At 52.9% G+C, this 13,779-nt stretch carries 8 protein-coding genes and 2 pseudogenes; 4 read left to right on the plus strand and 6 right to left on the minus strand.

The features are described 5' to 3' along the window. The 6 genes and pseudogenes from NP603_RS19605 to NP603_RS19630 all read right to left on the minus strand — a co-directional run. On the minus strand, positions 1-1,996 hold a 1,996-nt coding region (locus NP603_RS19605), incomplete at its 3' end, for a CheR family methyltransferase (protein WP_371928912.1). A 152-nt stretch (positions 1,997-2,148) separates the two neighbouring features. After that, positions 2,149-2,613, minus strand: a pseudogene (locus NP603_RS19610) (transposase); the annotation flags it as partial. Positions 2,614-2,693: 80 nt separating this feature from the next. Continuing rightward, positions 2,694-3,260 carry a group II intron maturase-specific domain-containing protein gene (locus NP603_RS22080; protein WP_256612542.1) on the minus strand — a complete coding sequence of 189 codons (567 nt, stop codon included), beginning with the start codon at positions 3,258-3,260 and terminating at the stop codon, positions 2,694-2,696. 84 nt (positions 3,261-3,344) lie between these two features. Continuing rightward, positions 3,345-3,719, minus strand: a pseudogene (locus NP603_RS19620) (IS3 family transposase); the annotation flags it as partial. A 121-nt stretch (positions 3,720-3,840) separates the two neighbouring features. Next, on the minus strand, positions 3,841-6,093 hold the full coding sequence (locus tag NP603_RS19625; protein ID WP_256612544.1) for a xanthine dehydrogenase family protein molybdopterin-binding subunit: 2,253 nt from the start codon (positions 6,091-6,093) through the stop codon (positions 3,841-3,843). After that, on the minus strand, positions 6,090-6,563 hold the full coding sequence (locus tag NP603_RS19630; RefSeq protein ID WP_256612546.1) for a (2Fe-2S)-binding protein: 474 nt from the start codon (positions 6,561-6,563) through the stop codon (positions 6,090-6,092). Before NP603_RS19630 ends, NP603_RS19625 begins: the two co-directional genes overlap by 4 nt. A gap of 264 nt (positions 6,564-6,827) precedes the next feature. Here NP603_RS19630 and NP603_RS19635 point away from each other — a divergent pair, with 264 nt between their 5' ends. The 4 genes from NP603_RS19635 to NP603_RS19650 all read left to right on the plus strand — a co-directional run bounded on the left by NP603_RS19635 (position 6,828) and on the right by NP603_RS19650 (position 13,431). Next, positions 6,828-7,775, plus strand: a complete 948-nt coding sequence (locus tag NP603_RS19635) for a chromate resistance protein ChrB domain-containing protein (protein ID WP_256612547.1) — start codon at positions 6,828-6,830, stop codon at positions 7,773-7,775. After that, positions 7,772-9,127, plus strand: a complete 1,356-nt coding sequence (chrA, locus tag NP603_RS19640; RefSeq protein WP_256612548.1) for a chromate efflux transporter — start codon at positions 7,772-7,774, stop codon at positions 9,125-9,127. The genes NP603_RS19635 and chrA overlap by 4 nt, the downstream gene beginning before the upstream one ends. A gap of 11 nt (positions 9,128-9,138) precedes the next feature. Further along, on the plus strand, positions 9,139-9,894 hold the full coding sequence (locus tag NP603_RS19645; protein ID WP_256612549.1) for a superoxide dismutase: 756 nt from the start codon (positions 9,139-9,141) through the stop codon (positions 9,892-9,894). Positions 9,895-10,809: 915 nt separating this feature from the next. After that, positions 10,810-13,431 (plus strand): UPF0182 family protein, encoded by a 2,622-nt coding sequence (locus NP603_RS19650; protein ID WP_256612550.1) that lies wholly within the window; start codon positions 10,810-10,812, stop codon positions 13,429-13,431. The last annotated feature ends 348 nt before the right edge of the window (positions 13,432-13,779 follow it).

Here is a 13,779-nt window from a genome sequence, read left to right on the forward strand (position 1 = left end):
CGTGCAGGAGCTCTCGACTCTCAGCTAAGTCTCGGCGAATTTGCGCGATTTCATCATCGGGTTGCTCAACCAAACCCGGGGCTTTTTCGATTAGCGGGACGGGCACATCCTCGGCAAACGTGATCAGAATGCCAAATTCATGACTGCCCGGCGTCTGCTCAATCCGCGCCACTTTCGGTCTGACACGGCAGGTTATGCCATCAATGCACAAATCAAGCGAAACACCCGTGGCGGCGTTTAGATTTTCTTGCATCAACCGGAAACAGAGCGCTTTCAGTTCATTTCGCAATTCCGGCAGGCACAGGGAAAACACTGAGAAATCGGCGCTTTCTTCCGGCAAACCGAAAAAGCGGCGACCATTCCCAAAAAAGCGCACCGGTTCAAAACTATCATTAATCAGCACGCCAGCTGGCGCGTAATCCCTCAGCATTGCGTTAATGGCCTGCGCGGTCAGTGCCTGCCGATAATTTACGTTCCCCATATTTACTTTGGTTCTGTTGGCATCCAAGGCCACGTTAAAGGGCGAATAACGAAGTACATGCCTTGAATCCACGGCACGGCGGCGGTATAGCTTATTACTGCCATCCAGTATTTCGAACAAGGGCGAATTGAGCCCAACTGACTCTGATTTTCCCAAGAATAATAAGCCGTCAGGCTTCAGCGCATAATGAAAAGCATTGATTAAGTCCATTTGTTGCGCCGGTTTGAAATAAATCAGCAAATTTCGGCAACTCACCAAATCCATATTGATGAAGGGCGGATGATGAATGATGTTGTGCGTGGAAAAGATGCATAACTCACGGACAACTGGCTGAATCCGCCAACCGCCGCCCTCATTCTTGAACCAGCGTTGCTGCCGCTCAGGGCTCAAACCAGCCATCTCTCGGGATGTATAGACGCCGGCCCGCGCGAACTCAATCGCTTCGTCGCGGATGTCAGTCGCAAACACCCTTACTTCGAAAAGACTTAGCCTGTCTCCCAAAATTTCGGCCAAGAGCATCGCGATGGAATAAGGTTCTTCTCCGGTGGCACAGCCAGGCACCCAAACCCTGATAGAATCGCCGGCGGCTTTGCCGATGACTAAATTCCGTAATGCCGCCTCCAAGACCACAAAGGCGGTGTCATCTCGAAAGAACGACGACACAGACACCATGAAGCGGTGTTGCAGTCGATTGAGCTCTTCCGGGTGTTCTTTAATGAAGTCGACATAGCGTTGCAAGGACTCGATTTCCAGGCTGCGAAACCGGCGGAATGCCTGTCGGCGCAGGGTGCCTTCCTTGTAACCGTTAACATCCAAGCCGGTCGTATGGTGTACTAAGCGGATCAATTCGGCAAAGGCGTTGTCAGAATCCGTCACTTCATCGTTGATGGCGCAATCAATGTCATCGGTGTGATTCAGCCATTCGGCAATTTGCTGCGAACTGCCGACCAGATCGGCCTGGCCCAATTTGATCACTGACTCGGGCATCGCGCTATGCGCGGCATCTGCCGGGTTCTGCAGGATGACCAAGCCCTCCGCCGCAGCCACTGCCTCAGCGCCCAAGGTGCCATCATGTCCCGAGCCGGATAAGATAACCACGATGGCCTTTTCATGGCGAGTTTCAGCTATTGAACGGAATAATCCATCAATCGATGGTGCAATGGGTTGCCCGTCTTCAGACTGAGATACTATCAATCGGTCATCCGCCACCTCGATATTGTGTCCCGGCGGACACACAAAAAGGTGGTCTGGCACCAATTCCATACCATTCTCAGCCCAGGATACGGCAAGGTGACATTTACTCTGCAATATTTCTATCAGTGAACAGGGCTTATCGGGTGATAGATGATGGGCCAAAATATAGGCGAATCTGCCCCGCCGCTTCAATCCAGAAATAACCGGCAGTAAGGCTTGTAGCCCACCCGCAGAAGCGCCAATACCGACAACAGCACAATTTTGTAATTCGCTCTTTGGAGTCAATAGATACCCTTGAATTATCAATATACTTTTCCACAATCCTACCGCGAATTGAACTTTAGGCTAAGGAACCTCTGATTAATTACCGGCGAGCGATAAAATTCAGCAACAGTTTTGTTTTCTAGATAAAGAAATGGCCCCACCAGTTTGAACAGCAAACCCGGAATTTAAAGTGAAATCCCTGCCGTGTTTTAGGCGGCCAACTTGAGGATTGGCAACCCATCGTTATACGCCTGATGCAGCGTTTTTCGTTTCAAACTGGAATGCGGTCGTTCATGGTTATACCACTCGAAATAATCCAGTATTGAGGCGCGGGCTTGGCCGACGGAATCGTAGGCATGCAGGTAAACCCGTTCGTATTTCACGGATCGCCATAGCCGCTCGACAAAGACATTATCCCGCCAGGCACCGCGACCGTCCATGCTTAACTGACAGCCTTGGTTTTTCACCGCCTCGACAAACGCCTTGGCGGTAAACTGGCTGCCTTGGTCGGTGTTGACGATATCCGGCCTGCCGTAGTGTTTGAAGGCGTGCTCCAGTACGTCCACGGCATGGCAGGCTTCCAGGGTGATCGCGACCTTGGCGGCCAGGACTTTGCGAGTAGCCCAGTCGACGACCGCCGTTAAATAGGCAAAGCCCTTGGCCAGTGGGATGTAGGGGTGAGTAGACCGAGGGAATTTCACCCTCAGCCCCTCGCAGAACCGGACGTGAACCTCTCAGCTCATCCCGGCTCCCATCATCCAGCCATCGGGGCATAACCCGCTTCCCAATGTACGAATGCGTGTGGCAAACTTGCCGCCAGTTGACCCAGCGTTCGCCAAGCTCGGGTTTTATGCCGAACAAGTCTTTTGCATTTACGCATCAACCAACGCACCAAATAAGCATTCAGGTGTCGCCAAATCGAGGTCATAGCCGAACCGTAGAATCGACCATAATAGCCTTGCCATCCTCGAAGAACCGGGTTGAACATTTGGGACAAGTCCCGCAACGTCTTATCGCATTTCAACTGGAGATGCCAGCCTCGTATCGTTTGCCGCATGGCCTTAAGGGCATCACGACTGACCGCCGGCGCGAAGTTCACGTAAACACGACCATACTTGTCCACCGCTTTACGCGGCCGAAAGGTATAGCGGAGAAACGTAAACGCCGTGATCGGATAGTTTTCCTGCCGGTTAATGTCCTTGCAGTACACTATTCGCGTCTTACCGGGATGCAGTTCCAAACCGCATTCCCGAAAGCGTTCGGCGATTTTCCACAACGCCAACTGGGCTTGAACCAAGCTCTTGCAGTGCTTTTGACGCACGCCGCTTACGGTGGTTTGCCACCTGCTCCTGCAAGCCGATGGCGAGGGGCCTACCCTCATCTCTTACGCCGCTTGCTGCGGCACACTGATGTCCAGCGCCCAGACCTGATTGGCGCGGTGGATGGTCATGCCGCGCAGCAGGTAGGGATAGGTTTCATGGCCCGGCATCTTCTGGCTGGTATGGGGCTTACAGTACACTGCTTCGATGCCCATTTTCGTCATCAAGATTTTCACCCGCTTGCGGCCGATCGGGATGCCTTGCCGATTCAACTGATCCCGTAACTGGCGAGCGCCCATCAACGGGTGCTTCAGGTGCAGTTTGTCGAGTCGGCGCATGATGTTCAAATCGCATTCAGAAACCGGCTTGGACAGGTAATACACGCTACCGCGGCTGATACCCAATAACTTGGCCTGCCGACGGATGGGTAACTTCGATTAACGGTCGATCATCGCTTTGCGCCTTGTGCCCTTTGGGTATCAGCAATCCCGCGTTGTTGAGCGCGCACTCTACCCAAAGGGCAGCTGCCGACTTTACATTAGATTAGGATAGGCCGCTAACAGGCGATGGTGGCGGGACATGTCAACTCCAACTCAAATCGGTTTTGCGCAACGGCAATTCGCGCACCCGCACGCCAATGGCGGCGAAGATAGCATTGCACACCGCCGGCGCCAAAGGCGGCAACGCCGGTTCGCCGAGGCCGGTGACCGGGAAGTCGGTCTTCAGAAAATGCACCTCGATCTTGGTGGGCGCGTCGCCCATGCGAATCATCGGATAATCGCCGAAGTTGCTCTGCACGATGCGGCCCTTATCGATGTCCAGTTCCTGCAACAGCAACGCGCCCAAGCCGTCCACCACCGAACCCTGTACCTGATTTTCGGCGCCGCTCAGGTTGACGATTTGCGCACCGATGTCGGTCGACACCACCACCCGGTCGACCTTGAGTTTGCCATCCTTGGACACGGTGACTTCCGCCACCTGGGCGATGTAGCCGCGGTGGCTGAAATGAAAGGCAATGCCCTGCCCTTGCCCGCGCGGAAATGGTTTCTTGCCCCACTCGGCCTTTTCGGCGACGTGGTTCAGCACATGCTTCATCCGGTTCACGTCGTAAGGGATGCCCTGGTCGCCAGTGCCCGGTAAAAAGCCTTTGTCGCCAAGCAGTTCCAAACGAAACGCCAGCGGGTCCTTACCGGCAGCATGCGCCAGCTCGTCGATAAAGCTATGAAACACCCAGGCCAGCACATTGCTGCGCGGCGCCCGCCATGGCCCCATCGGGATGCCGCATTCCAACGCGGTGTGTTCGATCCGGCAATTGGGGATCCAGCGGCCCGGAAATTCGTCGCCGGATAAATTGGCGCCGGCGCCGAGCTCGACCACCGGCTTGCCGTCCTTGAACACCGGATGCGAGAAGGTGACGAAATGGTTGTGCCAGGCGCTGAGCCTGCCGGCGGCATCGATACCGCCGCGCAGATAGTGAAAGCCGCCAGCGCGATATTGGTCGTGTTGTAAATCGTCCTCGCGGGTCCAGGTTAGTTTGACAGGGCCGTTGACGCGCTGCGCGATCGCCGCCGCTTCGATAATGTAATCCGGAATCAAGCGCCGACCGAAACCTCCGCCGCTACGGGTGATGTGCAGGGTGATTTTGTCCTTCGGTATTCCCAAAACCTCGGTGACGATCTTCTGCCCGGCTTCCGGATTTTGGGTCGGCGCCCAGATTTCGATGTCTCCGTCCTTGACCCAGGCGGTGGCGTTTTGCGGCTCGATGCTGGCGTGGGAAATGAAGGGGTAGCGATACTTCGTCTCCACGGTGATTTCGGCTTTGGCCAGTGCGGCTTCAACGTCGCCGTCGTTGCGCAGAATTTCGCCAGCCGGTTGTTTGTACAACGCTTCGGCTTGCTTGGCAAAGCCGTGCCAGCTTTGATCGGCGACCGTGCCGGCGTCCCAGCTTACTTTTAGTTGCTTGCGCGCACTGAAGGCCGCCCAGGTCGAGTCGGCGACAATCGCCACGCCCGGCAGCAAGCCTTTCAGGTTGGCGGTACCGTCGATGACAAACGCATCGCGCACACCGGGCAGCCGCTTGATCTCGTCCAGATTGGCGCTGACGACCTTCCCGGCAAACGCCGGCGACTTGACGTACGTCGCGTACAGCAGACCGGGCAATTGCACATCGATACCGAACAAGGGCTTGCCGGTGACGACGGCCGGATTGTCGACGCCGCCGATACGCTTGCCGAGCAGACGAAATTCTTGCGGATCCTTGAGTTTGACCTGTTCGGCCGGCGGCACCGGCAGTTTGGCGGCAATTGGCGCCAGCTTGCCATAAGACAATTGCCTGCCGCTGGCGAGATGGTGCACGGCGCTGTCGCGGGCGACCAATTCCTCGGCGGGCAGTTTCCAGGTCAACGCCGCGGCCTGAATCAGCAAGGTTCTGGCCGTCGCGCCCAGCTTATGAAATTCCTCGTAATTGGTCGGCGTCGAGCGCGAACCGCCGGCGCTCTGGCTGCCGTAAATCGGATCGAGGTCACCCTGGACGATAACCACGTCCTGCCAGTTCACTTCCAGTTCTTCGGCAATCACCATCGGCAGCGAGGTTTTGATGCCCTGGCCGATTTCCGGCTGCTTGCTGATCAAGGTCACCTTGCCGTCCGGCGCGATGCGGATGAAGGCGTTGGGCCGAAATTCGCCGGCGTGGTCGTGCGGAGTGGATTTGGCGAGCACTTTGCCGGCACCGCTGGCGGCATCGAAGTAAAAGCCCAGTACCAAGCCGCCGCCGGCGATGGCGGAGGTTTTCAAGAAATCGCGGCGAGCCGGATTGATCGGCGTCTTGAGGGTCATACTGCCTCCTGCGCGGCCAGTTCGGCAGCGCGGTGAATGCCGGCGCGAATCCGCAAATAAGTGCCGCACCGGCATAAATTGCCATCCAGCGCCGCATCGATTTCCTGGTCGGTCGGCTTGTGCGACTTTTTTAATAGCGCGGCGGCGGTCATGATCTGCCCGGCCTGGCAATAGCCACATTGCGGCACGTCCAGTTCCTGCCAGGCCTGTTGTAGCGGATGGTCGCCGTGTTTGCTCAAGCCCTCGATGGTAGTCACCTCGCGGCTGCCGACTTCGCTAATCGGCGTAACGCAGGACCGGGTCGGCACGCCGTCCAGGTGTACGGTGCAGGCGCCGCATTGGCCGATGCCGCAGCCGAATTTGGTTCCAACCAGTTTGAGTTGGTCGCGCAATACCCACAACAGAGGCGTGTCGGCGGCGGCTTCCAGGTTTTTTGCCGTGCCGTTTATATTTATCGTGTATTGGCTCATGATGCCGAAGTACTCCGTGATTGTTATCGATGCCCGCTTCGGTCGGCGGTGTCGGCAGCGTTATGCAGCTTTTGTACCGCCTACGAAACGAACAGCATCAGCACGTAGAGTACGAACTTCACCAAACTGTTATTTGCCGGCCTGAACCTTAAATTGCTGACCTAACAACAATCGATGTTGACGTGTTGCTGAAAATACAGCAAACCAAAATCGAATTAAAATATTATTTTGTAAATTTTAAAACATTTTAGTAGAGTAAATTACATGAATTGGAATTTACTGATACTGAGTTTACCCACCGAAAATGCCACGTTACGAATGCGGGCCTGGCGTAACTTGAAAAGTGCCGGGGCAGCGGTATTGCGCGACGGCGTGTACTTGCTGCCCGAACTGGCCAACTGCCGGCAAACTTTGGATGGCATCGCCGCCGACGTGACCGAAGGCGGCGGTACGGCCTTGGTGCTGAATGTTGCAGAGCCTGAGCAAAGCGATTTCAAAGCCTTTTACGACCGCAGCAGCGACTATGCCAAGTTGATCGACGACGCCGTCGTCATTCGCCAGCAACTGACTACCGAAGCGGCAAACGACGCTCTGAAGCAAACCCGCAAACTGCGCAAGCAATACGCCCAAATCGCCGCCATCGACTTTTTTCCGGACTTAGCGCAACGTCAAGCCGACGGCGCCTTGAAACAACTGGAGAGAGCTATCGCCGCCACCCTATCTCCGGACGAACCGCAACCGGCGGACGCGGAAATCGCCCGCCTGGACCCGGCCGCATACCAAGCGCAACGCTGGGCCACTCGCCGCCGGCCCTGGGTGGACCGGTTAGCCAGCGCCTGGCTGATCAAACGCTTCATAGACCCGCAAGCGCAGTTTGTCTGGTTGGAAACAGCTGCCGATTGCCCGGCCAACGTCTTGGGTTTTGATTTCGACGGTGCTCGCTTCACTCACGTCGGCGACTTAGTCACCTTCGAGGTGTTGTTGGCCAGTTTCGGTTTGGAGCAGCCGGCCTTGCAACGCATCGGCACTTTGGTGCACTTCCTGGATGTGGGCGGCATTCCGCCGGCGGAAGCCAGCGGCGTCGAAAGCGTATTAAAGGGCCTGCGTGAAAGCATCAGCGACGACGACCGACTGTTGAATCTGGCGCAAGCGGTTTTCGACGGTTTGTATAGCGTATTTCAGACAGCCAACTCCACGGAAAACCGACCATGAGCGAACAATCAACCACGCCACCGGCTGCACCCAGCCTGGCCGAAGCCAGCAAATTCTGGCTGAAACTGGGCTTTATCAGTTTCGGCGGCCCGGCCGGACAAATTGCCATCATGCATCAGGAATTGGTGGAGCGCCGGCGCTGGATCAGCGAAAAGCGCTATCTACACGCCTTGAATTACTGCATGATCCTCCCCGGCCCGGAAGCACAGCAGTTGGCGACCTATATCGGCTGGCTAATGCACAAAACCCCGGGGGCGTTGATCGCCGGCGGCCTGTTTTTCCTGCCGGCGTTACTGATCTTGATCGGCTTGGGCTGGATTTACATGCGCTTCGGCGACTTGCCGGCCGTCGCCGGCTTGCTCTATGGCATCAAGCCGGCCGTCACCGCGATTGTGTTGTTCGCCGCTTACCGGATTGGCTCGCGAGCCTTAAAAAACGGCTGGTTGTGGGCGATGGCAGCTGCTGCGTTTGTCGCCATTTTTGCATTGCAACTGCCGTTTCCTCTGATCGTGATCGGTGCCGGCTTGCTGGGCGCCGCCGGCGGCAAATGGTTACCTCAGAAATTCGTATTGGGTGGCGGACATGGCAGCACCAAAGCGCATTTCGGCCCGGCTGTGATCGACGACGACACGCCAACGCCGGCACACGCACTATTCAAATGGGGCCCGTTCTACCGCCTGTTGGTGATCGGTTTGGGACTATGGGCGGCTGTAATCGGTTGGCTGTGCGCAGAATACGGCTGGCAAGGCAGCTTGACGCAAATGGGCTGGTTCTTTACCAAGGCCGCCTGGCTGACCTTCGGCGGCGCTTACGCCGTGTTGCCTTACGTCTATCAGGGCGCGGTCGAGCATTACCATTGGCTGACGCCGCAGCAAATGATCGACGCGCTGGCCCTCGGCGAAACCACGCCGGGACCGCTGATCATGGTCAATACCTTTGTCGGCTTCGTCGCTGGCTGGAGTCAAGCTTGGTTTGGCGCTGAATCGACATTTTTGGCCGGTACTGTCGCGGCCGTGGTCGTCACCTACTTTACCTATCTGCCCAGCTTTTTATTCATTCTGGCCGGCGGCCCGCTGGTGGAAACTACGCACGGCAACTTGAAATTCACCGCGCCGCTGACCGGCATTACCGCCGCCGTGGTCGGCGTCATCCTCAATCTGGCCGTGTTTTTTGCCTACCACGTGTTCTGGCCGCAAGGCCTGGAAGGACGCTTCGATTTATTTTCCGCAGTCTTGAGCGGCGCGGCGTTGCTGGCGCTGTTCCGTTTCAAGATAGGGGTCATCCCGGTCATCGCCGGCGCCGCAGTCAGCGGCTGGCTGTGGCTATTTTTGCACGCTTGGTTTAATCAATAAGGAGTAACGCCATGGAAACCGATACCTCTCGCCGCGAATTTTTGAGTTTGGCCGCCGCCGGTGCGGCCTTGTCGATTGTGACGCCGCAAGCCGCCCAAGCCGCCGAGTCGGAAACACCGATCATTGCGCTGCCCAACGCCTTTGCAGCCGATCACACACCGAAGCCGCTGGGTTTCGATCCGGCCAAATTGAACGGCCTGTCGGAAAAATTGATTCGTTCGCATTGGGAGAACAACTACGGCGGCTCGGTCAAGGCGCTGAATGCGGTCAAGCAAAAACTGTCGGTATTTCTGGAAGACAGCACGCTACCGCCTTACATCTACAACGACCTCAAGCGGGAGCACTTGCTGCGCACGGGTTCGGTAGTATTGCACGAGCTGTATTTCGGCAATTTGGGGGGATCGACTGCGCCCGACCCTGCGCTGAAAAATCTGATCGCCTCCGCCTTCGGTTCGTTCGAGACCTGGGAGAAGGAGTTTCGCCGCATCGGCGCCGGTCTGGGCGGCGGCTCCGGCTGGGTAACCTTGGGTTTGAACCTGCATACCGGATCGCTGGAAAACTATTGGCACTGGGACCACCAATACGCCCCCGCCGCCAGCCTGCCGATCCTGGTGCTGGACATGTACGAACACTCTTACCAAATGGACTATGGCGCCGCCGCACCGGCCTATCTGGATGCGTTCTTCAAGAATGTTCGATGGGAAACCGTAGCGGAGCGGTTGGACAAAGCCGTAAGGTTATTGGCAATTGTTAAGCAAATCAGTTGAGGGATGAGGAGTGATGTCGTGGATTGCAGAATAACCAGCTTTCTCAGTGCATGGAAAGCGTCTTTGACTTGCTTGTCTAATTTGAGGGTGTAATCCAGCTCTTTAACAGATCGACCTGTTTAATCTCGCTGTTCGATTCCACGCCGACGCGGGGGCGATGATTTTAGCCAGTTCTTCGCCCAGTTGGCGCATCTTGATAAGCGTGGTGTTGGGATCCGGTATGAAACAGGTCTCGGCCGTCTGGGCCAAGCGCACTAGTAACTCGAAAAACCGGCTGTCTTGATGAAAAAACGGTCGATTATTGAAGTTTTTGAACAATCTTAGAAATTACTGTCGCTCAAAACGGTAGTTTTTCAGAGGTTCCTTAACTTAATGTCGGGTGGGGAGTAGAAATGCCCTGAAATTTGCAAATTTGAGGCCGCGTCAATCATGCAAAATAGCAAGGCAACTTTCATCCAAGTTTACGGTCAATTGGATATTGATGTTGGTGAAAAAACCATTCAGTTCGATTAAACCGCTATGCACATCAACCCTTTTTTATAGTGGGCGAGGTCTTCTTGAAAATGTGTCAAGTATAAATTTAGGCGAATAGGCTGCAGACATGAGTAAGCATCAGCATTCCTATCAGGCTTAGCACATGTGATTTATATCGCCAAACGCATTTTGATACCTTTAAATTCAGTCGGTTTGTTAATTTAAAAAATAATTATTTCCGGCGCAAGCTTGATCCCGATATAATTGGGACGCTGGGTATTTTTGTATTTTTCAATACAAAGCTACGCGGTTCGTTTCTTAATCTTTTCGCCTGTCACCATTCACGCCTGAAAAGCGTTTTTGCCATATTTATGCCCGTTAAACCAGTTTACGTTTCCGCATGGAACGGGGCATCCATTAATCGCTACAAAGGAGGATGTTATGCTTAAAATAAAGCGCCTGTCCTTGGTTATTTGGATTAGTATTGGTATCCCACTAATACTGTATGCGATTTTTCAGTATGTGTTTCTCGATTTTTTTGTCGATTTATGGTGGTTCAAGGCGATCAAGTTTGAGTCATATTTTTGGCTTCGACTGCTTTATCGATTTATATTGTCTGGTCTCGTTACATTATTCTTTTTCTTCAGCTTCTTTTTTCATTTCTGGATTGCATCCAGATATTTAGGATTAAATCCGCCGGACGAGATATTAGACAACAGAGACAAACGCTTAAAATTCGAGCTTTTCGCCGTAAAATTTATCAATGTCGCGGTGAAAATTTACACGCCGATCTCATTGTTGTTAGCGGTCTATATTGCTATACCGTTCTACCATCATTGGGAAACCGCTTTACTCTATTTTTTCGGCGGTTCGTCGGGGGTAGTAGAGCCCGTTTACGGGTACGATACGAGTTTTTATATGCTCTCCTATCCTCTCTATCAATTAATTCAAAATGAGCTATCGGCGACTGCCGGCGTGCTGCTCTGCTTGGTGGGAATTTTGTATGTTCTCGAACATTTTCTTTTGCCTAATCAAGGCAAAACGTTTCCGTTGGGCGCTAAAATCCATTTGATTGTATTAATTGCTTCCCTCGCTTTATTTTTGGTGTGGGGTTTTTTGCTGGAGCGGTTCTCACTACTTTATATCGACACCCATGAGCCTGTATTTTTCGGCCCTGGCTTCGTGCAGATCCGGTACCAGCTTCCCTTGATTTGGTTGAAAATTCTCACGTTCATCGCAAGCGTGGTGACGGTTACCATTTTTATATTCTCGGAAAAGCACCGTAATTTAATTCCTCTGTCTTTATCGATTATCGCGTTTTTAAGTGTCATCGGGCTGCAAAAAATCCAGATAATTCCTCAGTTGATCCAGGAATATATCGTAAACCCCAATCCGGTAAGAACAGAAAAGCCATTTATAAAGCACAATATAGAAGCAACATTGGATGCGTTTGATCTTAAAAATGTTAAAACGGTTGAACTGCCCATTAAATTGAACGCAGTGGACGACATTAATGCATGGAGTACCCAGAAACATTTTGAAAATATTCCTGTTTGGGATAGAGAGGTGCTGATCGATACCTACTTACAATTGCAGTCAATAAGACCTTACTATACGTTTCTATCCGTTGACGAGGACCGCTATTTTCTGCGCGATCATACCCGGCAAGTCAATCTGGCGGCCCGGGAACTCAACCTGTCCAAACTTCCGACTGAAGCGCAAAACTGGGAAAACATCCACCTGCGCTACACTCACGGTTATGGCGGAGTCGTTACGCCGGCCGCCCAGGATGCCGATGCTCCCCTTACCTGGTATCTGCGCGATTTAAATCTAAGTTCGGACGTTGGTTTATCGGTGCGGTATCCGGATATTTATTACGGGGAAGAAAACTATACCTACGCTATCGAACCCAATAATCTGAATATTGTGAAAATTTCCGGCACACAATCCGGACCTGACGTGAAAAGCGTTTACAAAGGCGTAGGCGGTATTCCTATTTCTTCGCCTTTTAGAAAAGGATTGTTGGCGGTTTATTTTCAGGATCGAAACTTATTTTTTTCCCCAAACATAACCAGTAACAGCCAGATTTTGATGCGCAGGAATATTACTGAGCGCATTCAAGCATTAACACCGTTTCTACATCTGGATAAAGACCCTTATTTAGTGGTATCCAAGGAACGTTTTTACTGGATACAGGATGCCTATACCATATCCTCCTGGCACCCTGTAACCCATAAAGTCAGCGAAAAATTCCAAGGAGATGCGCAAGAATTCAACTATATCCGCAACTCCGTGAAAATCGTCGTCGACGCTCTGGATGGCGGTGTGCAATATTTTATTTCAGATCCATCGGACATTATCATTCAAGCGTATAACCTTGCTTATCCGAGTTTGTTTAAAAACTTGAATGAGATGCCTCCCGAACTGTTGTCGCATTTGCGGTATGCCAGGGATTTATATTATGTGCAAATGAAAGCTTATGCCAAATATCATCAACAAGAACCGGAATTGTTTTACCAGCAGGCGGAAACCTGGGAATTTGCCAAAGTCCGCGGCCAGCCGGTCACCCCTTACTACCAAACCATCGATTTTGGCCATTGTAATGGCAAAGAGGAATATGTCTTGTTGAATCCGATGACGCCCATCAATAGCCATAATCTCAGTATGATTGGAATGGCGGACACGGCAGATAGCACAAATTGCGATTCGGCGTATAAACCCACGATTACTATTTACAAATTTCTTAAAGATGTGCAAGTCAATGGGCCTACGCAAGTAGAATCGCTAATTGCTCAAGACCCGGAAGTTTCCGCGCAATTCACCCTATGGAATCAAGGCGGGACAAAAGTAAAATTGGGACGCATGGTTATCATGCCAATGGGAAACAGCGTTCTTTACGTGCAGCCGGTTTATATCATCTCGGTTACCAATGCGATTCCCAAGCTTTCTAAAATCATCGTTTCGATCGGCAACCGCGTCGTCATGGACACCAGTTTTTGGTCAGCCTTTAACCGCTTGAAACAAATGTTTGTGCAAAGTGCAGAGCTGGCCTCGAAAAATTGAACAGTGTTTGATCGTTGTTTTTCATAAGGGAACCTCCGCTGAAAATCTTGGAAGCGGAACGTTAGTGAAACCAAGATTTTTAGTCCCCGAAGCCGTAGCGCCGGGCGGGTTTTCGCAGCGAAGCGGAGAAAACCTGCAAGGCCTCGCGAAACGGCGTCAAGTCATGCGAGAGCCTAAGTTTCGATCCCCTTGTTGGGTCGAAACGAGGTGACGCGGAGAATCGGGGCCGCCGAAGGCATGAGCGGTCGCGTCCATTTTTGCTGATTTTTCGGTCAATGGAGTCCGAAAAATCTTTCGCAAAAATAGCGACTCTCCGGTTCGGAATAAGATTAACTAGCGCTGATACGC

It is taken from the genome of Methylomonas aurea, from assembly GCF_024505045.1.
Taxonomy (GTDB): Bacteria; Pseudomonadota; Gammaproteobacteria; order Methylococcales; family Methylomonadaceae; genus Methylomonas; species Methylomonas aurea.

Excerpts from the sequence above, each read along its gene's own strand:
- NP603_RS19635 (WP_256612547.1), top strand. The coding sequence starts at position 6,828 with ATGAATTGGAATTTACTGATACTGAGTTTACCCACCGAAAATGCCACG.
- NP603_RS19630 (WP_256612546.1), bottom strand. The coding sequence starts at position 6,563 with ATGAGCCAATACACGATAAATATAAACGGCACGGCAAAAAACCTGGAA.
- NP603_RS19650 (WP_256612550.1), top strand. The coding sequence starts at position 10,810 with ATGCTTAAAATAAAGCGCCTGTCCTTGGTTATTTGGATTAGTATTGGT.
- chrA (WP_256612548.1), top strand. The coding sequence starts at position 7,772 with ATGAGCGAACAATCAACCACGCCACCGGCTGCACCCAGCCTGGCCGAA.
- NP603_RS19645 (WP_256612549.1), top strand. The coding sequence starts at position 9,139 with ATGGAAACCGATACCTCTCGCCGCGAATTTTTGAGTTTGGCCGCCGCC.
- NP603_RS19625 (WP_256612544.1), bottom strand. The coding sequence starts at position 6,093 with ATGACCCTCAAGACGCCGATCAATCCGGCTCGCCGCGATTTCTTGAAA.